Origin of the sequence: Roseovarius sp. B08, assembly GCF_051417955.1 — a bacterium.
In the GTDB taxonomy this organism is placed as follows: domain Bacteria; phylum Pseudomonadota; class Alphaproteobacteria; order Rhodobacterales; family Rhodobacteraceae; genus Roseovarius.
Genome location: NZ_JBPRLW010000001.1, coordinates 2851386 through 2871061, shown reverse-complemented (window position 1 = coordinate 2871061; position 19676 = coordinate 2851386). Strand labels below are relative to the sequence as shown.

At 66.5% G+C, this 19676-nt stretch carries 21 protein-coding genes; 10 read left to right on the top strand and 11 right to left on the bottom strand.

Annotation, left to right across the window (positions count from 1 at the left end; translation table 11 throughout):
- Positions 1 to 39: 39 nt before the first annotated feature.
- From ACSQ76_RS14630 to ACSQ76_RS14620, 3 genes are read left to right on the top strand one after another with little or no spacing between them, the layout of a single operon-like run.
- Positions 40 to 591, top strand: a complete 552-nt coding sequence (locus ACSQ76_RS14630; protein ID WP_306129097.1) for an RNA polymerase sigma factor — start codon at positions 40 to 42, stop codon at positions 589 to 591.
- Positions 588 to 1214: a hypothetical protein gene (locus tag ACSQ76_RS14625; RefSeq protein WP_437157158.1), complete on the top strand. Its 627-nt coding sequence runs from the start codon at positions 588 to 590 to the stop codon at positions 1212 to 1214. The genes ACSQ76_RS14630 and ACSQ76_RS14625 overlap by 4 nt, the downstream gene beginning before the upstream one ends.
- A 1-nt stretch (position 1215) precedes the next feature.
- Positions 1216 to 2508 carry a S8 family serine peptidase gene (locus ACSQ76_RS14620; RefSeq protein ID WP_437157157.1) on the top strand — a complete coding sequence of 431 codons (1293 nt, stop codon included), beginning with the start codon at positions 1216 to 1218 and terminating at the stop codon, positions 2506 to 2508.
- Positions 2509 to 2586: 78 nt separating this feature from the next.
- Here the strand turns inward: ACSQ76_RS14620 and ACSQ76_RS14615 are convergent, their stop codons facing one another.
- The 9 genes from ACSQ76_RS14615 to ACSQ76_RS14575 form a co-directional block, all read right to left on the bottom strand.
- Positions 2587 to 3819: a mandelate racemase/muconate lactonizing enzyme family protein gene (locus ACSQ76_RS14615; protein ID WP_437157156.1), complete on the bottom strand. Its 1233-nt coding sequence runs from the start codon at positions 3817 to 3819 to the stop codon at positions 2587 to 2589.
- A gap of 256 nt (positions 3820 to 4075) precedes the next feature.
- Positions 4076 to 5161, bottom strand: coding sequence for a zinc-binding dehydrogenase (locus tag ACSQ76_RS14610; RefSeq protein ID WP_437157155.1), 1086 nt, complete (start codon positions 5159 to 5161; stop codon positions 4076 to 4078).
- A 52-nt stretch (positions 5162 to 5213) separates the two neighbouring features.
- Positions 5214 to 6452, bottom strand: a complete 1239-nt coding sequence (locus tag ACSQ76_RS14605; RefSeq protein ID WP_437157154.1) for a TCR/Tet family MFS transporter — start codon at positions 6450 to 6452, stop codon at positions 5214 to 5216.
- 79 nt (positions 6453 to 6531) lie between these two features.
- The gene (gene pcaD / locus ACSQ76_RS14600) at positions 6532 to 7320 is read right to left on the bottom strand and encodes a 3-oxoadipate enol-lactonase (RefSeq protein ID WP_437157153.1); all 789 of its coding nucleotides are present in this window, start codon (positions 7318 to 7320) and stop codon (positions 6532 to 6534) included.
- A gap of 8 nt (positions 7321 to 7328) precedes the next feature.
- Positions 7329 to 8534: an endonuclease/exonuclease/phosphatase family protein gene (locus ACSQ76_RS14595; protein WP_437157152.1), complete on the bottom strand. Its 1206-nt coding sequence runs from the start codon at positions 8532 to 8534 to the stop codon at positions 7329 to 7331.
- Between the two features lie 129 nt (positions 8535 to 8663).
- A complete protein-coding gene (locus ACSQ76_RS14590) occupies positions 8664 to 9140 on the bottom strand; it encodes a macro domain-containing protein (protein WP_437157151.1) in 477 nt (158 codons plus the stop codon).
- Positions 9124 to 10110 carry a threonine ammonia-lyase gene (locus tag ACSQ76_RS14585; protein ID WP_437157150.1) on the bottom strand — a complete coding sequence of 329 codons (987 nt, stop codon included), beginning with the start codon at positions 10108 to 10110 and terminating at the stop codon, positions 9124 to 9126. The genes ACSQ76_RS14590 and ACSQ76_RS14585 overlap by 17 nt, the downstream gene beginning before the upstream one ends.
- A complete protein-coding gene (locus tag ACSQ76_RS14580; RefSeq protein WP_437157149.1) occupies positions 10107 to 10940 on the bottom strand; it encodes an alpha/beta fold hydrolase in 834 nt (277 codons plus the stop codon). The genes ACSQ76_RS14585 and ACSQ76_RS14580 overlap by 4 nt, the downstream gene beginning before the upstream one ends.
- The gene (locus ACSQ76_RS14575; RefSeq protein ID WP_437157148.1) at positions 10940 to 11623 is read right to left on the bottom strand and encodes a haloacid dehalogenase type II; all 684 of its coding nucleotides are present in this window, start codon (positions 11621 to 11623) and stop codon (positions 10940 to 10942) included. Before ACSQ76_RS14575 ends, ACSQ76_RS14580 begins: the two co-directional genes overlap by 1 nt.
- Positions 11624 to 11789: 166 nt before the next feature.
- Here ACSQ76_RS14575 and ACSQ76_RS14570 point away from each other — a divergent pair, with 166 nt between their 5' ends.
- Together ACSQ76_RS14570 and ACSQ76_RS14565 are read left to right on the top strand one after the other, a co-directional pair.
- On the top strand, positions 11790 to 12221 hold the full coding sequence (locus tag ACSQ76_RS14570) for an FKBP-type peptidyl-prolyl cis-trans isomerase (RefSeq protein WP_222450797.1): 432 nt from the start codon (positions 11790 to 11792) through the stop codon (positions 12219 to 12221).
- Positions 12222 to 12452: 231 nt separating this feature from the next.
- Positions 12453 to 13103: a hypothetical protein gene (locus ACSQ76_RS14565; RefSeq protein ID WP_437157147.1), complete on the top strand. Its 651-nt coding sequence runs from the start codon at positions 12453 to 12455 to the stop codon at positions 13101 to 13103.
- A gap of 43 nt (positions 13104 to 13146) precedes the next feature.
- On the opposite strand, the gene ACSQ76_RS14560 is transcribed toward ACSQ76_RS14565, so the two are convergent.
- Together ACSQ76_RS14560 and irrA are read right to left on the bottom strand one after the other, a co-directional pair.
- On the bottom strand, positions 13147 to 14133 hold the full coding sequence (locus ACSQ76_RS14560) for an NADPH:quinone reductase (protein WP_437157146.1): 987 nt from the start codon (positions 14131 to 14133) through the stop codon (positions 13147 to 13149).
- Between the two features lie 10 nt (positions 14134 to 14143).
- Positions 14144 to 14584 carry an iron response transcriptional regulator IrrA gene (gene irrA / locus ACSQ76_RS14555; protein ID WP_306129083.1) on the bottom strand — a complete coding sequence of 147 codons (441 nt, stop codon included), beginning with the start codon at positions 14582 to 14584 and terminating at the stop codon, positions 14144 to 14146.
- 211 nt (positions 14585 to 14795) lie between these two features.
- On the opposite strand from irrA, the gene fabA reads away from it, so the two are divergent.
- The 5 genes from fabA (at position 14796) to ACSQ76_RS14530 (ending at position 19642) form a co-directional block, all read left to right on the top strand.
- The gene (gene fabA / locus ACSQ76_RS14550; RefSeq protein WP_306129082.1) at positions 14796 to 15305 is read left to right on the top strand and encodes a bifunctional 3-hydroxydecanoyl-ACP dehydratase/trans-2-decenoyl-ACP isomerase; all 510 of its coding nucleotides are present in this window, start codon (positions 14796 to 14798) and stop codon (positions 15303 to 15305) included.
- Positions 15306 to 15314: 9 nt separating this feature from the next.
- Positions 15315 to 15809, top strand: coding sequence for an AAA family ATPase (locus ACSQ76_RS14545; RefSeq protein WP_437157145.1), 495 nt, complete (start codon positions 15315 to 15317; stop codon positions 15807 to 15809).
- A gap of 319 nt (positions 15810 to 16128) precedes the next feature.
- Positions 16129 to 17535: a PAS domain S-box protein gene (locus tag ACSQ76_RS14540; RefSeq protein WP_437157144.1), complete on the top strand. Its 1407-nt coding sequence runs from the start codon at positions 16129 to 16131 to the stop codon at positions 17533 to 17535.
- A 77-nt stretch (positions 17536 to 17612) separates the two neighbouring features.
- Positions 17613 to 18842: a beta-ketoacyl-ACP synthase I gene (fabB, locus tag ACSQ76_RS14535; RefSeq protein ID WP_437157143.1), complete on the top strand. Its 1230-nt coding sequence runs from the start codon at positions 17613 to 17615 to the stop codon at positions 18840 to 18842.
- Positions 18843 to 18850: 8 nt separating this feature from the next.
- Positions 18851 to 19642 (top strand): enoyl-ACP reductase FabI, encoded by a 792-nt coding sequence (locus tag ACSQ76_RS14530; RefSeq protein WP_437157142.1) that lies wholly within the window; start codon positions 18851 to 18853, stop codon positions 19640 to 19642.
- Positions 19643 to 19676: the final 34 nt, after the last annotated feature.

Here is a 19676-nt window from a genome sequence, read left to right as displayed (position 1 = left end):
GCGCCTGCGATGGCGCGCAGGGGCAAGCGACGGTGCAGCATGCAGAACAAGGACCTGGCAGATCTTCTGAAGCGCATGGCCGATGGCGACCGGACCGCCTTTGCCGCCTTCTACAAGGAGCTGGAGAAACCGGTTTTCCGGTTCATCGTCTCGAAAATGAACGATCCGCATGAAGCGGCCGACATACAGCATGACGTCTTCATGGACATCTGGCGCTCGGCAGGGCGCTTTGAGGGTCGGTCGACGGTGAAAACATGGGTATTCGGCATAGCCTACAGGAAAACGATGGATCATTTTCGCAAACACAAACGGGTCGACCTGACCGACGAGGTCGATGAGCGGGTCGATGACAGCCCCGACGCGGCAGCCTGCCTGGCCTCTGCGCAGGAGGCGGAGCATCTGCGTTACTGCATGGATCAGCTCAAGCCGCAGCACCGGGCGGCGGTGGAACTGGCCTTCTACCAGGACATGAGCTACGGCGAGATCGCCACCGTGGCCGAGGTGCCCGAAGGCACGATCAAGACGCGGGTCTTTCACGCCAAGAAGCTGCTGCTGCATTGCCTTTCGGGGCGGATGGAGGTGCGGTCATGACCGACAAAATGGATTTGTCTCGCGACGAGATCGAGGCCCTGCTGGTTTTTCTGGCCAATGACACGTTGGAAGGCGAGGAGCGCGCCGCCGTCGAGGCCGCCGTGGCCGCCGACCCGCAACTGGCCGGAGAGTTGGAAGCGCTGAAGGCCATGCGCAGCGAGATGCAGGCCGAAGAGGTGCAATCGCCTGGCGAGATGGGCCTGGCGCGGTTGATGCGAGAGATCGACGCCGAGGCGGCAAGCCCGGTGGTGCCGCAGGCCGGTCTGCCGGAGGCGGCGAACCTGCCGACGGCGCCCGGCAGCTTCTGGAAGATCGCGGCGGTTGTGTTATTCGGTCTGGTTGTGGCGCAAACCGCGTATATCGGGTATGATGGCGGTACAGATTTTGAACTGGCCGGTGGTGAAAGCCCGGCGGCGAGCGCGGAGTTCACGATCCGCGTGGCCTTTGCCGCGGATGCCGCGGAGGCGGAGATCCGGGCGTTGCTGCTGGAGCAGGGGCTGGTGATCGTGGACGGGCCGTCGGCGATCGGGCTTTACACGCTGGCTGCCCCTGATGACGCTGCGCGCGCCGAGGCCGTGACGGCATTGATGGCGCGGGACGATATTGTTGAAAGCGCTGAATGACATGAGTTTCCTTCGCTTCCTGACTGCCGTTGCAACGCTGTGTCTGGTGTTGGCCTTGATGCCGCAGGGCGCGCGCGCGGCGGTGGCGGTGGCCGAGCCTGCGTGCGCCGGGGCGTGCGGTGTTCCCGGCCTTTTCCAAGTGCAGCAGGGCACCGGCGGCCGGGGCGGGGACGCGGGCAACAACCCGCGCAAGAAACCGACCGGTGGGCTGCGACGGGCGGCACGGGACGAGGTGCAGGCCACCGATGGCTCGCCGGAGTACGTGCTGCTGGTCAACAGGGGGCAGGCGGCGGGCGCGGTGCAGGCGCTGGTCACCGCGGGCGCCACTCTGTTGCGCGAACGGCCGCTGCCGCAATTCGGGCAGCAGATGTATTTCTTCGCCTTTCCGCGCACCTTGACGCTAGAACAGGGTCGGGCGCTGCTGGCAGGGCGGACACAGTCGGCGGTGCTGGATTTGCACAAGATCTATTTCCGCTCGGCGGGTCCGCGGGTTTACCACGCCCTTATGGTTGGCGACGCGCCGGGCCAGAGTTGCCGCGTCGGGCGCAGCATCCGCGTGGGCGTGATCGACGGTGCGGTCAATACGGGCCACCCGGCCTTTGGCGGGGTCCGGATCGTGCGGCAGAGCTTTCTGCGCGAGGGCGCGCGCCGCACCGGGGCCAGCCATGGCACCGCCGTTTCGGGCCTGATCGCGGGGTCCAGCGGGGCGGGGCCGTTGGCGGGCCTGGCGCCGGGGGTGCAGGTCTATGCCGCCGAGGCGTTCGGGCTGGAAAAAAGCAGTGATGGCGGGCGGTTGGAGGCCGTGGCGGCCGGGCTGGACTGGGTGGTCGGAAGCGGTGTGCGGTTGGTCAACATGTCCTTTGCCGGGGCCAGCAACCAGGTCTTCGCCAAGCTGCTGGCGCTGGCGCAGAACAAGGGCGTTGTGATCGTGGCCGCGGCGGGCAATGACCGCTCCGGGGCACCGGTCTATCCCGCCGCGTCGCCCAGCACCATCGCGGTGACGGCGGTGGATGCCGGCGGGCGGCTGTACGGTCGGGCCAATTACGGCAATCACATCGAGTTCGCGGCCCCCGGCGTGGACCTTTACGTGGCCTGGGGCAACGGGGGCAGCTATCGTTCGGGCACATCCTTTGCCGCGCCGGTGGTGACCGCGATCCTGGCGCGACGGGCGTCGCGCGGGGGGCTATCGCTCGATGGCGCGCGGGCGTTCCTGCGCAGTTCGGCCAAGGATTTGGGGCCCGGCGGTCGTGACACGCATTATGGCTACGGCCTGGTGCAGTCGGGTGGCTGCTGAGCGTTTGTTCTCCGAGATCAGACCATGAAGCGGTTAAGCATGTCTTAAGGCGTCGGCGCATTGCGCCGCGACCGGGGTTCAGCCGGTCTTGACCGGCGCGCCGCCGGCGAAGGAATTGCCATTCACGTAATCGCAGGGCGAGTCCTGCATTTGCAGGTGCAGACCGTCGCCGGTGAAGGGGTGCGCGCGGGCCAGATCCTCGTCCACCTCGATCCCCAGGCCGGGGGTTTCGGGCGGGATGATGAAGCCGTCCTCGATCTGAATGGTGTTCTTGATCAAGCGGTTATGGAACTCCGTCTCGATAGTTTCGGCCATCAGGATATTGGGGATCGAGGCCGCGAGATGGATGTTCGCCGCCCATTCCACCGGCCCGGCATAGAGGTGCGGGGCCATTTGCGCGTTGTAGACTTCGGCCATGGCGGCGATCTTCTTGACCTCCCAGATGCCGCCCGCACGGCCCAGGGCCGGTTGCAGGATCGACGCCGCGCCGGAGCGCAGGACAGGTGCGAACTCGGCCTTGGTGGTCAGGCGCTCGCCGGTGGCGACGGGGACCCGGGTGGCGGCGGCGACCTTGGCCATTTCCGCAACGTTATCAGGGGGTACCGGCTCTTCGTACCAGAGCGGGTCGTAGGGTTCGATCGCCTTGGCGAGGCGGATGGCGCCCGCCGTGGTGAACTGGCCGTGGGTGCCGAAGAGCAGGTCGGCACGGTCGCCCACGGCCTCGCGGATCGCCTTGCAGAAGGCGGCCGAGAGCGAGATATCGGTGCCGGCCGGCATGTGGCCGCCGCGCATGGTGTAGGGGCCGGCGGGGTCGAACTTTACCGCGGTATATCCGCGGCTTAGCAGGTCGAGCGCGGACTCGGCGGCCATGTCGGGCGAGGTCCAGAACGGCGCGATGTCGTGCTGCGGCAGGGGGTAGAGATAGGTATAGGCGCGGATGCGGTCGTTCATGCGCCCGCCGAGCAGGGCCCAGACCGGGCGCTCGCGGGCCTTGCCGAGGATGTCCCAGCAGGCGATTTCCAGGCCGGAAAAGGCGCCCATCACGGTCAGATCGGGGCGCTGGGTGAAGCCCGAGGAATAGGCGCGGCGGAACATGAGTTCAATGTTTTCAGGGCTTTGTCCTTGCATGTGCCGGGTGAACACGTCGGTGATCACGGCGGTCATGGCGTCGGGGCCGACGCTGCTGGCATAGCATTCGCCCCAGCCGGTAATCCCGTTATCCGTGGTCAGTTTCACCAGGATCCAGTACTGCCCGCCCCAGCCCGGTGCGGGGGGCGCGGTGACGAGGATGTCGAGGTCCTTGAGTTTCATGAAGCTCTCCCTGCTTTCGGTGTCACGGTGGCCCGAGCGGCGCGACGGGGCAAGCCGGAAATCGGTGCGATTCGGGGCAAAGGGTTAACGGCGGCGAAAGCCCGAAATCCGTGTCGGTATCACGTCGGTATCCGGGTGGTATCGCGACGGTGCGCGCCTCGCGGCCCCATGTTTCAACAGACCGCATGGCGGGGACCGGAAAATGCGCATTTTCCGGGGCATTTTCTGCGCAGAAAATGCCGCGCCCGGCTGCGGCCTAGCGCAGCATTATGACGTTGCGCCGGGCGTTGCCGGTCTTGGTGTCCGCGATGGCGTCGTTGATCTGGTCGAGGGTCCAGCGGTTGGAGATCAGCTCGTCCAGTTTCAACCGGCCCTGGCCGTAGAGATCGACCATCCAGGGGATGTCGCGGCGGATCACCACGTCGCCCATTTTCGAGCCGACCATGCTCTGCCCGGCGGCGGCGAAGTTGGCGGCCTCGTAAGTCGATTGGGCCCCCGAGGCGGGCATGCCGACCATGATGACCTTGCCGCCGCCCGCGATATAGCGGGGCGCCTCGTCATAGGCGCGGGCGGCGCCGACGGTGACCAGCACGGCGTCGGCGCCGCGGCCCATGGCCTGTTTCGCGGCGCGCCAGGGTTTGTCCTGGGAGGCCAGAACGCCGTCGGTGGCGCCGAAAGCCTTGGCATCGGCCAGCTTCTCCTCGGTCATGTCGACGGCGACGATGCGGCGGGCGCCGGCGATGCGGGCGCCCTGGATGGCGTTGAGGCCGACGCCGCCCGCGCCGATCACAACCACGTCCTGTCCGGCGCGGAGCTGGGCCGCGTTGACCACCGCGCCGACGCCGGTGACCACGCCGCAGGCCAGGAGCGCGGCCGCGTCCATGGCCATGCCTTCGGGGATCTTCACCACCTGGGAATTGTGCACGACGACGTCGGTGGCGAAGGCGCCGCAGGCCATGGCCTGGTGCAGTCTGCCGCCGTCGGCCGTGCTCAGCGCGCCGTGGTCGCCGTCGAACGGCGTTTCGCAGCCCGTGGGCCGGCCCGCGCCGCAGCTGGGGCATTGGCCGCAGGCGCGGATCAGCGTGACCACCACCGGGTCGCCCACGGCAAGGCCGGTCACGCCGTCGCCGAGGACCGAGATTCGGCCCGCGGCCTCGTGGCCGTAGACCGCAGGCAGGGATCCGCCCCAGGCGCCATCGGCATAGGAGATGTCGGAATGGCAGATCGCCACGGTTTCCAGCGCGACCTCGACTTCGTTCTGTTCGGGGGCGCGCAGGCGGACGTCCTCGATCACGAGGGGCGCGCCGAATTCGTGGCACACGGCGGCTTTGATGGTTTTCATGATCCCTCCCGTTCTTGCTGACCGCCAGCCTGATCGGTTTTTCCGCGCGGTTTCAAGGCCGATTGCGGCCTGTCGCGACGTAATCGGCGGAGGCGTGGCGCCTGCGGGTGAGAAAGAGCACGAGGCCGAGGGTCACCAGCACGAGCGCGGCAAGGAACGGCGCGCCGGGCAGGGTGAGGGGGGCGTCGGGTTTGGTGAAGGCGGCGAAGATGTTGGTCATCATCAGCGGCGAGATGATCATGGCCAACGCGCCGACGGACGTGAAGATGCCCTGAAGCTCGCCTTGGGCATCGTGTGGCGTGCGGCGGGACATGATGGCTTGCAGCGCGGGCACGCACATGGCTGCCAGCGCCGAGACGGGGGTGAGGGCGAGCGCCAGCCAGCCATTGGAGATCACGCCCAGCACCGCGAAGCTGAGGATGGCGAAGCCGAGCGCCAGCACCACGGTCCCGGCCTCGCCCAGCCGCGAGATGGCAAGGCCGATCAGCCCCGCCTGCACGGCGAAGATCGAGATGCCGAAAATGCCGAGCGAGAGGCCGATCATCGACGGGTCCCAGCCGAAGGCGGCGGTGGTGAAGTAGGACCAGACGGCGGGGTAGACGTTGAATGCCAGTTGATAGAGCAGCAGGACGACCAGCAGACGCCCGAGGCCGGGCAGGGCGCGGATCTGTCTCAACGCGCCGAACGGGTTGGCGCGGGCCCAGACGAAGGGACGGGCGCGGTCGGGCGTGATGGTCTCGGGCAGGACCGCCCAGCCGAAGAGGAAGTTGGCGAAGGCGAGGGTTGCGGCGGCATGGAAAGGGGCGCGGGGCCCGAGATCGCCCAGGAAACCGCCGATCACGGGGCCGAGCACGAAGCCCATGCCGAAGGCCGCCGACACGAGGCCGAAGCCCGCGCCGCGTTTTTCGGGCGGCGAGGTGTCGGCCATGAAGGCAGCCGCCGTTGACTGCGTGGCGGCCATGATGCCGCCCACGAGACGGCCCAGCACCAGGAGCCACATGGCGTGGGCCACGGCCATCACCAGGTAGTCGAGCGCCAGGATCAGGAGAGAGCCGAGCAGGATCGGGCGACGTCCGAAACGGTCCGACAGGTTGCCGATCATCGGCCCGAAGAGAAACTGCATGACGGCAAAGAGCGAGGTCAGCACGCCGCCCCAGAGAGCCGCCGAGGCGAGCGTGCCGCCGTCGATATCCATGATGAGCTCGGGCATCACGGGGATGATGATGCCGATGCCCATGGCGTCGATCATGACGGTGATCAGGATGAACGCGGTGGGCAAGCGGGACGACATCAAGGCTCCGGTCCGGATCTGTGAAGCGACTGTAGCCGGCGCTGGGCAAGGCGGAAAGGGCGCGGTGCACCTGCCCGGCTCAGATGTGGCCGGTATCGCGCAGGAACTGCGTCAGGCGGGCGGCATAGGCCTCGGGCGCCTCGACGCAGGGCAGGTGGCCCGCGCGGCGCATCAGGTGGAATTCGGACCCCGGGATCAGATCCACCGTTTCGCGTACCAGATCGGGCGGGGTAGCGCCGTCCTCGGACCCCGCGATGCCAAGGGTGGGCAGGCGCAGGCCGCTGGTGGGCGTGTAGAAATCGGTGCCGGAGATCGCGGCGGAGCAGCCGATATAGCCTTCGGCCGGCTGGCTGGTCAGCATGTCGCGCCAGGTTTGCAGGTCCGGACCGGCAAGGAAGTCGCGGGAGAACCAGCGTTGCATGGTGGCGTCGGCCAGCGCCTCGATTCCGCCCGAGCGGACGGTGTCGATACGGTCCTGCCAGATCTGTTGGTTGCCGATCCTGGCGGCTGTATTGGACAGGACCATGCACCGGACGAGGTCGAGGCGTTTGACCGCCAGACCTTGCGCGATCAGACCGCCGATCGACAGGCCGACGAAGACGCAGTCACGGACGTTCAGATGGTCCAGCAGCGCCTCGGCGTCGCGCACGAGCGCGCCCATTGCGTAGGGCGCGGGCGGCGCGCTGGTCCGGCCGTGGCCGCGCTTGTCATAGCGGATGATCCGCAGGCCGGCGGGCAGGTGGGGCAGGAGCGCGTCCCACAGGTGCAGGTCGGTGCCGAGCGAGTTGGCGAAGACGAGGGGCGCGCCGTCGGGGTCGCCTTCGTCAAGGTAGTGGATTTCGATGCCGTTCAGCGTGGCGTGGGGCATGAGTGCGCTCAGCCTTTCATGCGCAGGTGGGCCATGATCTGGCCGTGGTCGGAGGCGAGCTTGTTGTACGGTGCCTCGGGGTGCGAGCCGTCGGTGATGTGGTCGTTGAAGACGCTTAAATAGGTCATGTCGCCCGCGCGGTCGGGATTGTCGGGGTGGAAGTGGCGGGACATGAAGATCTGGTCGATGCTCTCGAAGATGCCGCCGAAGGCGGAGGTATAGACCATGTCGCGCAGGGATTTGCGCACGAACATCTTTTCCGCCGAGTGGAGGCGCACGCGCTCGACATCCTCGGTGATCTGGCGGTTTTCCTCGTCGGAATAGCGGTCGGAGCGGTCCTGCGCGTCGTGTCGCAGCATCCAGGAATAGTTCCTGAAGGGCGCCTCGCCGGTGATGATCTCGGACGACACCGCGTGTTCGCCATCGTTGAAATCGCCCAGCACCATGACCGGGTGGCCGGCCTCGATCTCGCGCACGACTTCGCGGCGCAGCACCCACGCCTCGGCCATGCGGCGCAGGGCGGCCCGCAGGGACCCCATGGCGCGACCGATGGGATCGTAACGGGTCAGGTCCTCTTCGGGGGCATAGTCGGCGCCTTCGGGCGTGATGTATTCGCCCAGCTTGGATTTCAGGTGGCAGTTGAAGACCGTGACGACCTGTCCGCCCACTGGGATGCGGGCCTTGATGACGGGCCGCGAGAGGCGGCGCAGCACGTAATGGCCGGCATCTTGCGCGCCCTCCATGCCGCGCAGGGGCTGGAAAGGGATGGTGAGCGGCTCTTCGAGGTCCTGGATGATTTCGGGCGTGCCGTCAAAGCCCAGCCGCGACAGGATGGCGACGCCGGAGCGGCGTTTGCCGGGCGTGCCGGTGTCGGCGGCATTGGGGGCGAAGGCGAGCGTGGCGTTGTCATAGGGGGTGACGGCCAGTTTGCGGAAGATCGCCTTGCGGTGATAGCGCTTCGAGCGGTCGGGAATGGCCGCGTCGTTGAGCGCGCGGGCGCGCAATGACGCCTCGTCGATGACGGCGTGCAGGGCGTCCTTTTCGAAGATCTCCTGGAAGCAGACGACGTCGGCGTCGAGCGTCAGAAGCTGGTCGGCCATCCAGTCGAGTTTCCAGGCGTATTCCTCGGGGGTGTAGCTTTGGAACTCGTAGTATTCCTGGTCGGGACCGATCAGGTTCTTGGCGTTGAAGCTGGCGATGGTGACGTCGGTCATGACGGGCCTTCTGGTGTTGCGCCGGGTCGGGCCGGGGGCGTTTTCCGCGCGGAAAACGGGATGGAAAATGCGCATTTTCCATCCCGGAATTTGCGCAAATTCCGGGGGCGCGACGGGCGCGGCATTCGCCTAGCGTCCCGCGTCGGGCAGGACCACGAGGGCATGGTCCATCCCGTCGAGGGCGGTGTCGATGCGCGGGGCGATCTCGTCCCAGTCGCCACCTGCGAGGCCCGCGCCGATTAGCGGGTAGCCGATGCGGGCGTCGGGAAATTCGCGGGCCACGGCCTCGAACGCCGATTGCAGCGCGTCGTAATCGACCTTTTGCCCGTGTCCGCTGTGATCGAACTGGGTGTAGGCGTTGACGATGGTGAGGCTGTGGCCGTCGCACTCGACCGTGGCATGGGAGATGGTGCCCAGCTTGGCGCGGTCGCCCTTGGAGGTGTCCATGTCGGCCTGCGCGGCGGCAGGAAATTCCTTGGCGATGATCTTGGCGATACCGGCGCCCATGGCGTGAAAGCAGTTGCAGCCGTGCACGAGCACGTCGAACTGTCCGGATTTGGCCAGGGCGATCAGGTCTCCTTCGACTTTTTCATGGTGTGTCTCCAAGCGTTTCGAGGGCGCGGGCGAACATGGGCGCCTCGACGTTGCCGCCGGAAATCGTGCAGATGACCGTGTCGGCGTTTAGCCGGTCGCCGTGATAAAGCGCGGCCGCGAGCGCGGCGGCGCCGCCGGGTTCGACCACCAGTTTCAGGCGTTGGAAGGCGTGGGCCATGGTGCGCAGGCAGTCATCCTCGGAGACCGCGATGCCGGGGCCGCAGAGGCGTTTGAGGATGGGGAAGGTGATTTTGCCCGGCGCGGGGGTGAGGATGGCGTCGCAGATATTGCCGCTGACGGCTGCGTTGGTCTCGATCTGCCCCGAGGCGAGCGAGCGGGTGACGTCGTCGAAGCCTTCGGGTTCCACCGGTCGGACGGTGAAGCCCGGTGCCTCGGCCTCGAGCGCCAGTGCGATGCCGGAGGTGAAGCCGCCGCCGCCGCAGCAGACCAGCATTTCGGCTTCATGGATGCCGAGCTCTGCCGCTTGTTCCGCGATTTCCAAGCCACAGGTGCCCTGGCCCGCGATGACCTGCGGTTCGTCATAGGGGCGGATCAGGGTGAGGTCGCGCGCGGCCTGGAGTGTCTCGCCCAGTTCCTCGCGGCTTTCGCCGGCGGCGCGGTCGTAGAGAACGACCTCGGCGCCGAGGGCGCGGGTGTTGGCGATCTTCAACTGGGGCGCGTCGGCGGGCATGATGATGACGGCGGGGGCGCCCAGTTCGCGCGCCGCCAGCGCGACGCCTTGCGCGTGGTTGCCGGAGGAGAAGGCGATGACGCCCTTGGCGCGGGTTTCGGCGTCGAGCGCGGACACGGCGGAGCGGCCGCCGCGATACTTGAAGCTGCCGGTGTGTTGCAGGCATTCGGGTTTGACGAGGATGCGGCGGCCTGCGATCTCATCAAGGAAGGGCGACGACAGCAGCGGCGTGCGGCGGGCGTGGCCCTTGAGGCGCTCGGCGGCGGCGCGGATGAGGGTGATGTCGGTCATTGCGCGGCGTCCAGCAGTTGGCGGATGGCGGCCAGCGATTGCGGCTCGTCGAGGAACGGGACGTGGCCGCGGTTTGGCACCACGGTGGTGATCATGTCGGGGTGGCGGGTTTGCATCTGCGCCTGGGTTTCGGCGGTGAAGAGATCGGAATTCTCGCCCCGGATCGAGGCGGTGGGGATGGGTTTCAGCCCGTCGAAAAGCGCCCAGAGGTCCACGGATTCGCCCGCGCCGGCCTGTCCGACCAGCGCGTCGCGCAGGCGGGGGTCGTAGCGCAGGGTGATGCCGCCTTGCGGGTTGTCCTGCCACATGAACTCGGCCTGTTCGCGCCAGCGGGTCAGGGGGATGTCGGGGAAATCCCGTGCGTGGCCTGCGGCCAGCGCGTCGGCGGCGGCGTCGAGGGTGTCGAAGGGCGGCGTCTTGCCGACGTAATCCATGATGCGTTCGATGCCGATGGGGGCCACTTCCGGCCCGATATCGTTCAGCACCACGCCGGCGAGGCGGTCGGGGTGGCTGTGCGAGAGGGCCATGGCGATGAGGCCGCCGCGCGAGGTGCCGATGAGGATGGTTTTCTCGATGCCCAGGTGATCGAGCAGTTCGATGGCATCCTGGCCTTCGCGCAGGATGTTGTAGGTCATGTAATCCTCGGCATGGTCCGACAGGCCGCGACCGCGATAGTCGAGGCGGATGACGCGGTGATCGGGCAGATGCGGCGCAAGGTACGTGAAATCGGTCACGTTGCGGGTAAGACCGGCAAGGCAGAGGATGGGCGTGCCGGTTCCCTCGTCGGTGTAGTGCAACGAGAGGCCGTCGGAGGTGGTGAAGTGCGGCATTATCGGGCAAGCTCCGGGATGCCGGTGAGGTCTGTCAGCACGTGGCCCGGGATGGCGGGCAGGCGGTCCATCGGGGCGCCGGCGCGGTTGACCCAGGCGGTGGTGAAGCCGTAGCCCGCCGCGGCCGCGGCGTCCCAGCCGTTGGAGGAGACGAAAAGGACCTCGGACCTGGCGCAGCCGAAGCGGTCGCCTACGAGGTCGTAAACGCTGGCGTGAGGTTTGAAGATGCCGACGCTTTCGACCGAGAGCACGTCATCGAGCACATCGCCGATGCCCGCCGATTTCACCGCGCCGTCCAGCATGTCGGGCGAGCCGTTGGACAGGATCGCGGTGTTCATGCCCTTGGACTTGAGCGCGTGGAGCATGGCGGGGACTTCCGGGTAGGCTTCAAGCTCCCAGTAGAGTTGCAGGAGGCGTTCGCGCAGGTCGGCGTCGCCCGACAGCCCCTCGGCCTCGAGCGCCCAGTCGAGGCCGTCCCGGGTGACGGTCCAGAAATCGGTGTGGTCGCCGGTGATGGCGCGCAGCCAGGTGTATTGCAGCTGTTTCAGGCGCCAGTGTTCGGCGATGGCGGGCCAGTGGGCGCGAAACGCCTCGCGCCCCGGTTCGTCGGCGGCGGTGCGGGCGGCGGCGGCCACGTCGAAAAGCGTGCCGTAGGCGTCGAAGATGCAGGTTGTGATGGGCATGGGGGCCTTGGAGATGCGGTGTTTCGGGCGCAGAGTGGCACGTCTGGGGGTGGGTTGGAACCCTGTTTGCAATCGCTTCACGGGCAGGTTAGCCTTGGGCAGATCATCAAGCACCCGCGCGAGGCGCGGCCTTGGAAACCCATCCCCCAAACAGATTGGAAACCACATGACGCAGGTGAAATCCGGCGATACGGTAAAAGTACATTACAAGGGCACGCTGGCCGACGGCACGACCTTCGACAGCAGCGAGGGGCGCGACCCGCTGGAGTTCACGGTGGGCTCCGGTCAGATCATCCCCGGCCTCGACAAGGCCATTCCGGGCATGGAAGTGGGCGACAAGAAAACCGTCGAAGTGCCCGCCGACGAGGCCTATGGCCCGCTGGACCCGGCCGCCAAGCAGGCTGTGCCGCGCGCCGACATTCCCGACGACATTCCGCTGGATATCGGAACGCAGTTGCAGGTGCAGACGCCGCAGGGCCAGACCCTTCAGGTGATGGTGGCCGAAGTGACCGACGAGCAGGTGACACTGGACGCCAACCACCCGCTGGCGGGCAAGGACCTGACATTCGACGTCGAGCTGGTCGGGATCGACAGCTGATGTGATCTGCGCGGGCGGCGGCCTTGTCGCCCGCAGCGCGTTCCGGGGCAGACCGGGGCGCGGGACATTGCAAAACGCGCGTGACGGAAGGCTGTTGCGCGCGTTTTTTCTTGCGCGGAGTGGGGCCTCAATCGTTCGGCGGCGTGCGGGTGATGGGCGGGCCGGAACACGTGCGCACGGTCCGCGTTGGACCTCATGCAACCGGCGGAAAGATCAAGGGGCGCGAGGGCAATGTTGGAGTTCATCAAGGAAAACGTGGAAATCGCGCAGATCGCGGTCAGCCTGATGACGGCGATCATCTGGCTGGTCTATCTGCATATCTTCCTGAGCGGGTACATCCAGCAACGGCGGTCCAGCATCCTGATCAACCGCGGCGGCGGCCCCGACATGCAGGCTCGGTGCCTGGTGTCGAACATGGGCGCCCAGCCCGCCTATCTGCTGGACGTGCTCGCGTCGCTGGGCACGGGCGATGACATCAATGTCTCCAGTGTTATCGACCGCGAGGAGCTGCGGAAGGAAGAACTGGAGCAGCCCACGAACGTGACGGGCCAGGGGCCGATTCCCTCGGGCGGATACGTGGATATCGGTACCTTCGAGGATGTTGCGCGTCGTGCGGGGCACAGTGCCGAAGACGGCAACCTGGAGGACCGTTGCCTTAAGCTGGTGGCGGTCTGTGCGACGAACCAGGCCAATCACGTCGTCGCCGCGGTGCGCGAGTTCGACCTGCATGCCGCGGACGGAGGCGTGCGGCTGGTGCCCCGGAAGCTGGAGGCGCGACAGATCCGGTCGCGGCGGCTGAGGAAGAAGATCACGTCGATGCTGGAGCGACTTGAGCGCAAGGACGGAAATGCCGAGATCGGCGCGGAGTTCGCCGGGCTGTGACGACGATACGAGAGGGCGCGGACCGGCGTGGTGGCAGGCGGCCTCAGCCCGTTTCCAGCAGGACCGCGCCGCGGCGGCCGGGGCTGAGCACCATGTTGTGAGCCGTGACGCAATCGGTCAGCGGCAGGCAGGCGTGGATCGCAGGTTTCAGCACGCCTTCGGTGAGGGCCGCGTGCAGGCGCGCGATGGCCGCGGCGCGGTCCGCCGGCGGCAGGATGTAGATCAGGGTGATGTCGATCTTGAGCGCCTTGAACAGCATCGCGCCAAAGGGCAGTTCGGGCGTCATGGCCTTGGCCGAGCCGTAGGTGGCGATGGTGCCCATCGGTTTCATCACCTCGGCCAGAAGGGGGGCGTTGGTGCCGAATTCGACCTCTACGGCGCGGTCGATGCCATTCGGGGCAATGTCCTTGATTTTTGCTGTCAGCTCCGCGTCGCGGTAGTCGAGCACGTGATCGGCGCCGGTGTCGGCCACGTAATCGGCGGCGTCGGCGGAGGCGGTGGTGATGACGGTGGCGCCGCCCCATTTGGCCAGCTGCACCGCCATGTGGCCGACGGCGCCCGCGCCGCCGGAAATAAGCAAAGTTTGCCCCGTCACCTCGCCGTCGCCGAAGACGGTCTGGCACGCGGTCAGGCCGGGAATGCCGAGCGTGGCGCCGACCTCGTGGCTGACGCCCTGGGGCAGGGGCACGGCCTGATCGGCGGGCAGGGCGATCATCTCGGCCGCGGTGCCGTGGGCGCGTTGCCACTGGGCGTTCCAGAGCCAGACGTGTTGATCCATGCGGGAGGCGTCAACGCCTTCGCCCACGGCGAAGATCGTGCCGGCGCCGTCGGAATGGGGAATGATGCTGGGAAAATCGGGCTTGGTCACGCCGGGGCGGGTGCCGGCGCGGGACTTGGCGTCGGACGGGTTGACGCCGGAATGGGTAAGCCGCACGAGCACCTCGCCCGGGCCGGGCGTGGGGGTGTCGACCTCGCCCACGGTGAGGACGTCTTCGGCGGGTCCGAATGTTTCGTAATGGGCGGCGCGCATCGGGGCCGGGTCAGCCGGACTTGCGGCGCAGGCGGATCACCACGTCGACCGATGCGATTTCCGCGCCTGCGGGCGCGCCGGGCAGGCGGGCGATCTCGAGCTCCTCGGCGGGGGCGTCGGAGAGGCGCTGCTCGTCCTCCCAGAAGAAATGCGGGTGGTCGTGGGTGTTGGTGTCGAAATAGCTTTTCGAGCCGTCGACCGTGACCTCTTGCAGAAGGCCCGCGTCGCAGAAGGCGCGCAGGGTGTTGTAGACGGTGGCAAGCGACACGCTGTCGCCGTTTTCGCAGACGGCGGCAAAGAGGCTTTCGGCGGTGACGTGACGGTGCTGTCCGTCGCCCACCAGAAGAGTCGCCAGCGCGACACGCTGACGGGTCGGGCGCAGGCCTGCGCCGGCCAGCCATTCGGTTCCGCGGTTGGTGGCCTCGGTTGTCGTTGCCTCGGTTTTGGTCATGCAACCTCCTGTAACAGCTTTAATATAAGGGGCGGGACGGGAGGATTTCAAACAAAAATTCGCCCGTGTCGCGCAGCGTGACAAAGGCGCGCGGGGGCGGGGTGATGCAGGCGGGTGCGGCCGTGCAGGGCGTCTACGGGGCTTGCACGTGGGTTTTGCGGGATGCTACACGGTCAGGTAACGGAACTGACAGAGAAAAGGGTGCGACCCTATGGCCGACTTCCCGAGCAGCTTCGACCGCGAAGACCTGCTGAAATGCGCACGCGGCGAGCTTTTCGGCCCCGGCAATGCGCAGCTGCCCCTGCCGCCGATGTTGATGATGGACCGGATCACCGATATTTCGGGCGATGGCGGTCCGCACGGCAAGGGGCACGTGGTGGCCGAGTTCGACATCACGCCGGACCTGTGGTTTTTCGAGTGTCACTTTCCGGGCAACCCGATCATGCCGGGATGCCTTGGCCTTGACGGGCTGTGGCAGCTGACCGGCTTCAACCTGGGCTGGCGCGGCTGGCAGGGGCGCGGCTATGCGCTGGGTGTGGGCGAGGTGAAGCTGACGGGCATGGTGCGCCCCGACCGCAAGATGCTGACCTACTACGTTGATTTCACCAAGGCGGTGCAGACGAGGCGCCTGACCATGGGCGTGGCCGACGGCCGGGTCGAGGCCGATGGCGAGGTGATCTACCAGGTCAAGGACATGAAGGTCGCGCTGAGCGAGACCTGAGGCGCGACCATGGCTGGGGCCGGCCCGACACTTCACCTGATCTGCGGCAAGGCGGCGGCGGGCAAGTCCACTCTGTCGGAGTCCCTTGGGCGCGCGGCGAGGACCGTGCGCATTTCCGAGGACGACTGGCTGGCGCTGCTTTTCGGTGACAGGATGGAAACGCTGGCCGATTACGTCGCGTTCTCGAAACGGCTGCGGGCTGTTGTCGGGCCGCACGTGACGCAGCTTTTGCAGGCAGGTGTGAATGTCGTTCTGGATTTCCCGGCCAACACCGCAGAGGCGCGGGCCTGGATGAAGGGCGTGGCGGAGGCGGCGGGCAGCGCCTGCGTCCTGCATTACCTCGACGTTCCGGACGCGGTCTGCAAGGCGCGGCTTGCGGTGCGCAATGCAGACGGCGCGCATCCCTTCAGCGTGAGTGAAGAGCAGTTCGACAGGCTGACGCGATATTTCGAGCCGCCTTTACCCGAGGAGGGGATCGAGATCTTCCGGAATGCCGCGCCCTGAAGCGACAAGGGTGTTGATCCTGGATTGCAACAGGAGCTCCGCCGCCCGGAGGGGCAGACGCGAGAAAAATGCTGTCACATCGGTCGGATGGCCTCGTTTTTTCGCGTTGGACGCGCTCGGTGCCTCGCTAAGTGCCTGATTTGAAATAATTTCGGCGAATTTTCGCTTACGCGACGTAAGGTTAACCTTATTTAAACGAGTTTATTGCGGCCCCCATGCCCGGTTGGGATAAGGTCGGTTCAAGACACCAAGGTTGCGCCTGTGGAGCATCACCCCCACGTCAATGGCCAGTCGCAAGAGATTAACGAGGCAAGAGCGCGTGCAAACCAACAGTGATGCTTTCGGGCCGGTCGGCCGGATCGGCGTGACGGAATTCATAGATGCGCTGCCGGACGAGTTCGTGATCGTGGATTCCGACGGCGTGGTCATCGCCGCCAATTCCGCATGGAAGCAGTTCAGCGCCGAGAATGACGGAGCGCCCTCGGGCTATGTCGGAAGCAATTACTTCGACGTCTGCCGCAGCGCCGACGGGAATTCGAGCATGGAAGCCCGGCTGATCGCGGAGTCGCTGGAGATGACGCTGCGCTCGGGCGAGCCTTTCGTATGCGAGTATCCCTGCGACAGTCCTACCGTGAAACGCTGGTTCGAGCTGACCGCGACGCGGGTTGTGTTCGAAGGCCAGCCCTTTCTGACCATCCAGCACCGCAACGTGACGCAACGCCACCAGGAACGCGACGCGCTGAAGCGTACGGCGGTGGACAGCAACGCGCTGGCCGCACTGGTGGCGGGGACGTCGGACGCGATCCTGACCTATGATCTGGAGGGCAAGATCACGTCATGGAACCCGGCGGCCGAGCGGCTGTATGGATATTCCGGCGACGAGATCATCGGGCAATCGCTGGAAACGCTCTATCCCTCGGACGAGACGAAACGGGTTGCATGGTTTCGTGACGAGATCATCGCCGGCCGGCTGGAGCGGTTCGAGGCCGTGCGCGTGGGTCGCGACGGCACGCCGCGGGAGGTCTGGATCAGTTGTGCGCCGATCCGGGGCTCGGATGGCGAGGTGGTGGCGATTTCCAACATCCACCGCGACATCACCGAGTTGCGCAAGTCGGAAAAAGCGCGCGAGCTGATGTCGCGCGAGGTCATCCACCGGGCCAAGAACATGCTCACCATCGTGTCGGCGGTACAGCGCCAGACCGCGCGCAGCGCCGCGACGGTCGAGGATTTCCACGCGAGGTTCGGCGACCGGATTTCGGCCCTGTCGAAATCGACCGATCTGCTGGTCGGCGGGCACTGGCAAGATGCGGACCTGCGCGACTTGGTGATGGGTCATCTGCGTCCGTTCACCGTGGAAAACGATGCGCGTGTCCGCCTGTCCGGGCCGGAGGTGCGGCTGATGCCGCAGGCGGTGCAGACGCTGGGGATCGCGCTGCACGAACTGGCCACGAACGCGATGAAATACGGTGCATTGGCGCATGACGACGGCGAGGTGCAACTGGGCTGGAAGCTGGACCATGGTCCCGAGGGGCGCGTGCTGGACCTGAGTTGGCAGGAACGCAACCTGGCGCATCCCCCCGAGGAAAAGGCGCCGGGATTTGGCAGCACCGTGCTGACCTCGCTGGCGCCGTCGATGCTGGGCACGCAGGCGCGGTATCTCGTCGCGCCGGAAGGCGTTCACTGGACGATCTCCATCGACCCCACGCATTTTTCCCCGGTAGGATAGGCCCGCGGGCGCGGCATTGATCTTGCACCCGCCGCCTTGCATGGCCTACAACGCGAGCAATCAGGTAGGGAGGCAACATGCGTCGCGTCGTCGTCACCGGGCTGGGGATAGTCTCCAGTATCGGCAACAATGCCGAGGAGGTGCTGACCTCCTTGAAAGAGGGGCGTTCGGGTATCTCGGCGAACGAGGAAATGGCCGAGCACGGATTCCGCAGCCAGATCGCCGGGGACGTCAAGCTGGACGTGACCGAGCACGTGGACAAGCGCACCCTGCGATTCATGGGGCCGGGCGCGGCCTATGCGCATATCGCCATGCAACAGGCCATTGCCGATGCCGGTCTGGAGGAGGGCGAGATCGTCAATCCGCGCACCGGGCTGGTGGCGGGGTCGGGCGGGCCGTCCACCTCGGCCATGCTGGCGGCGCATCAGACGGTGCTGGAAAAGGGCAGCCCCAAGCGGATCGGGCCCTTTGCCGTTCCGAAATGCATGTCCTCGACGATCAGCGCCAACCTGTCGACCGCCTTCAAGATCAAGGGCATCAACTATTCCATCACCTCGGCCTGCTCCACCAGCCTGCATTGCATCGGCAACGCCGCGGAGCAGATCATGATGGGCAAGCAGGACGTAATGTTCGCGGGGGGCGGCGAAGAGCTGGACTGGACGTTGTCGTGCCTGTTCGATGCGATGGGCGCGATGTCGTCGAAGTATAACGACACCCCCGAGAAGGCGAGCCGGGCCTTTGACGCGGACCGCGACGGATTCGTGATTTCCGGTGGCGGCGGGATCGTCGTGCTGGAGGATCTGGAACACGCCCGCGCACGGGGGGCGAAGATCTATGCCGAGGTGACAGGCTATGCCGCCACCAGCGACGGGCATGACATGGTGGCCCCCAGCGGCGAAGGCGGCGAGCGGGCGATGCGCCTGGCGTTGCAGACGCTGCCCGAGGATCGCAAGGTCGGCTATATCAACGCGCATGGCACCAGTACGCCGGTCGGTGACGCGGGCGAGGTGGAGGCCGTGCGGCGGATTTTCGGCGAGGGCAACGTGCCGCCCATAAGTTCCACAAAGTCGATGACCGGCCATAGCCAGGGGGCGACAGGGGCGCAGGAGGCGATTTACTGCCTCTTGGCGCTGCATCACGATTTCATCATCCCGTCCATCAATGTAGAGACGCTGGACCCCGCGATCCACGAGGGCGAGATCGCCACGGCGCGCGTGGACGATGCCGGGCTGGATACGGTGATGACCAACTCTTTCGGTTTCGGTGGCACGAACGGCTCGATGCTGCTGAGCCGGTTCGACGGATAGGACGGCCGATGACGAATTCGATGCAAGGACTGCGCGGCCTGATCATGGGCGTGGCGAACGACCGCTCGATCGCGTGGGGGATCGCAAAGGCGATGCACGCGGCCGGGGCGGAGCTGGCGTTCTCCTATCAGGGCGAGGCCTTTGCCAGGCGGGTGGAACCGCTGGCCAATTCGCTGGGATCGAACCTGTTGATGGACGTGGACGTCACCAAGGACGAGTCGCTGGACGCCGCCTTTGCAACGCTGGCCGAGACATGGCCGACGATCGACTTCGTGGTGCATGCCATCGCCTATTCCGACAAGTCCGAGCTGTCGGGCCGGTTCCTCAACACCAGCCGGACGAATTTCAAGCATTCGATGGATATCTCGGTCTATTCCTTCATCGAGGTGGCCCGCCGGGCCTATCCGATGATGAAGGAGAAGGGCGGCACGATGCTGACCCTGACCTACCAGGGATCGAACCGTGTGGTGCCGAACTATAACGTGATGGGCGTGGCCAAGGCGGCGCTGGAGGCCACGACGCGGTATCTGGCCAATGACCTTGGCCCCGACAAGATCCGCGTGAACGCGATCAGCCCCGGGCCGATGAAGACGCTGGCCGGCGCGGCCATCGGCGGGGCGCGGCGGACGTTCCGGCACACGGAAGAGAACGCGCCGATGCGGGCCAATGCCACGCTGGAGGCGATCGGCGGCACGGCGGTGTATCTGGCGAGCCCGGCCGGGGCCTGCACCACCGGCGAGGTGATCAAGGTCGATGGCGGCTATCACGTGCTGGGGATGCCGCAGCCCGAAAACCTCTGACCCGCGGCCAGCGGCCCCTGCCGGAGCAGGGGGG

What these genes read in the sequence shown, in the direction of transcription:
- ACSQ76_RS14630 (WP_306129097.1), top strand. Translation starts at nt 40, where the DNA reads ATGCAGAACAAGGACCTGGCAGATCTTCTGAAGCGCATGGCCGATGGC.
- ACSQ76_RS14625 (WP_437157158.1), top strand. Translation starts at nt 588, where the DNA reads ATGACCGACAAAATGGATTTGTCTCGCGACGAGATCGAGGCCCTGCTG.
- ACSQ76_RS14620 (WP_437157157.1), top strand. Translation starts at nt 1,216, where the DNA reads ATGAGTTTCCTTCGCTTCCTGACTGCCGTTGCAACGCTGTGTCTGGTG.
- ACSQ76_RS14615 (WP_437157156.1), bottom strand. Translation starts at nt 3,819, where the DNA reads ATGAAACTCAAGGACCTCGACATCCTCGTCACCGCGCCCCCCGCACCG.
- ACSQ76_RS14610 (WP_437157155.1), bottom strand. Translation starts at nt 5,161, where the DNA reads ATGAAAACCATCAAAGCCGCCGTGTGCCACGAATTCGGCGCGCCCCTC.
- ACSQ76_RS14605 (WP_437157154.1), bottom strand. Translation starts at nt 6,452, where the DNA reads ATGTCGTCCCGCTTGCCCACCGCGTTCATCCTGATCACCGTCATGATC.
- pcaD (WP_437157153.1), bottom strand. Translation starts at nt 7,320, where the DNA reads ATGCCCCACGCCACGCTGAACGGCATCGAAATCCACTACCTTGACGAA.
- ACSQ76_RS14595 (WP_437157152.1), bottom strand. Translation starts at nt 8,534, where the DNA reads ATGACCGACGTCACCATCGCCAGCTTCAACGCCAAGAACCTGATCGGT.
- ACSQ76_RS14585 (WP_437157150.1), bottom strand. Translation starts at nt 10,110, where the DNA reads ATGACCGACATCACCCTCATCCGCGCCGCCGCCGAGCGCCTCAAGGGC.
- ACSQ76_RS14580 (WP_437157149.1), bottom strand. Translation starts at nt 10,940, where the DNA reads ATGCCGCACTTCACCACCTCCGACGGCCTCTCGTTGCACTACACCGAC.
- ACSQ76_RS14575 (WP_437157148.1), bottom strand. Translation starts at nt 11,623, where the DNA reads ATGCCCATCACAACCTGCATCTTCGACGCCTACGGCACGCTTTTCGAC.
- ACSQ76_RS14570 (WP_222450797.1), top strand. Translation starts at nt 11,790, where the DNA reads ATGACGCAGGTGAAATCCGGCGATACGGTAAAAGTACATTACAAGGGC.
- ACSQ76_RS14565 (WP_437157147.1), top strand. Translation starts at nt 12,453, where the DNA reads ATGTTGGAGTTCATCAAGGAAAACGTGGAAATCGCGCAGATCGCGGTC.
- ACSQ76_RS14560 (WP_437157146.1), bottom strand. Translation starts at nt 14,133, where the DNA reads ATGCGCGCCGCCCATTACGAAACATTCGGACCCGCCGAAGACGTCCTC.
- irrA (WP_306129083.1), bottom strand. Translation starts at nt 14,584, where the DNA reads ATGACCAAAACCGAGGCAACGACAACCGAGGCCACCAACCGCGGAACC.
- fabA (WP_306129082.1), top strand. Translation starts at nt 14,796, where the DNA reads ATGGCCGACTTCCCGAGCAGCTTCGACCGCGAAGACCTGCTGAAATGC.
- ACSQ76_RS14545 (WP_437157145.1), top strand. Translation starts at nt 15,315, where the DNA reads ATGGCTGGGGCCGGCCCGACACTTCACCTGATCTGCGGCAAGGCGGCG.
- fabB (WP_437157143.1), top strand. Translation starts at nt 17,613, where the DNA reads ATGCGTCGCGTCGTCGTCACCGGGCTGGGGATAGTCTCCAGTATCGGC.
- ACSQ76_RS14530 (WP_437157142.1), top strand. Translation starts at nt 18,851, where the DNA reads ATGACGAATTCGATGCAAGGACTGCGCGGCCTGATCATGGGCGTGGCG.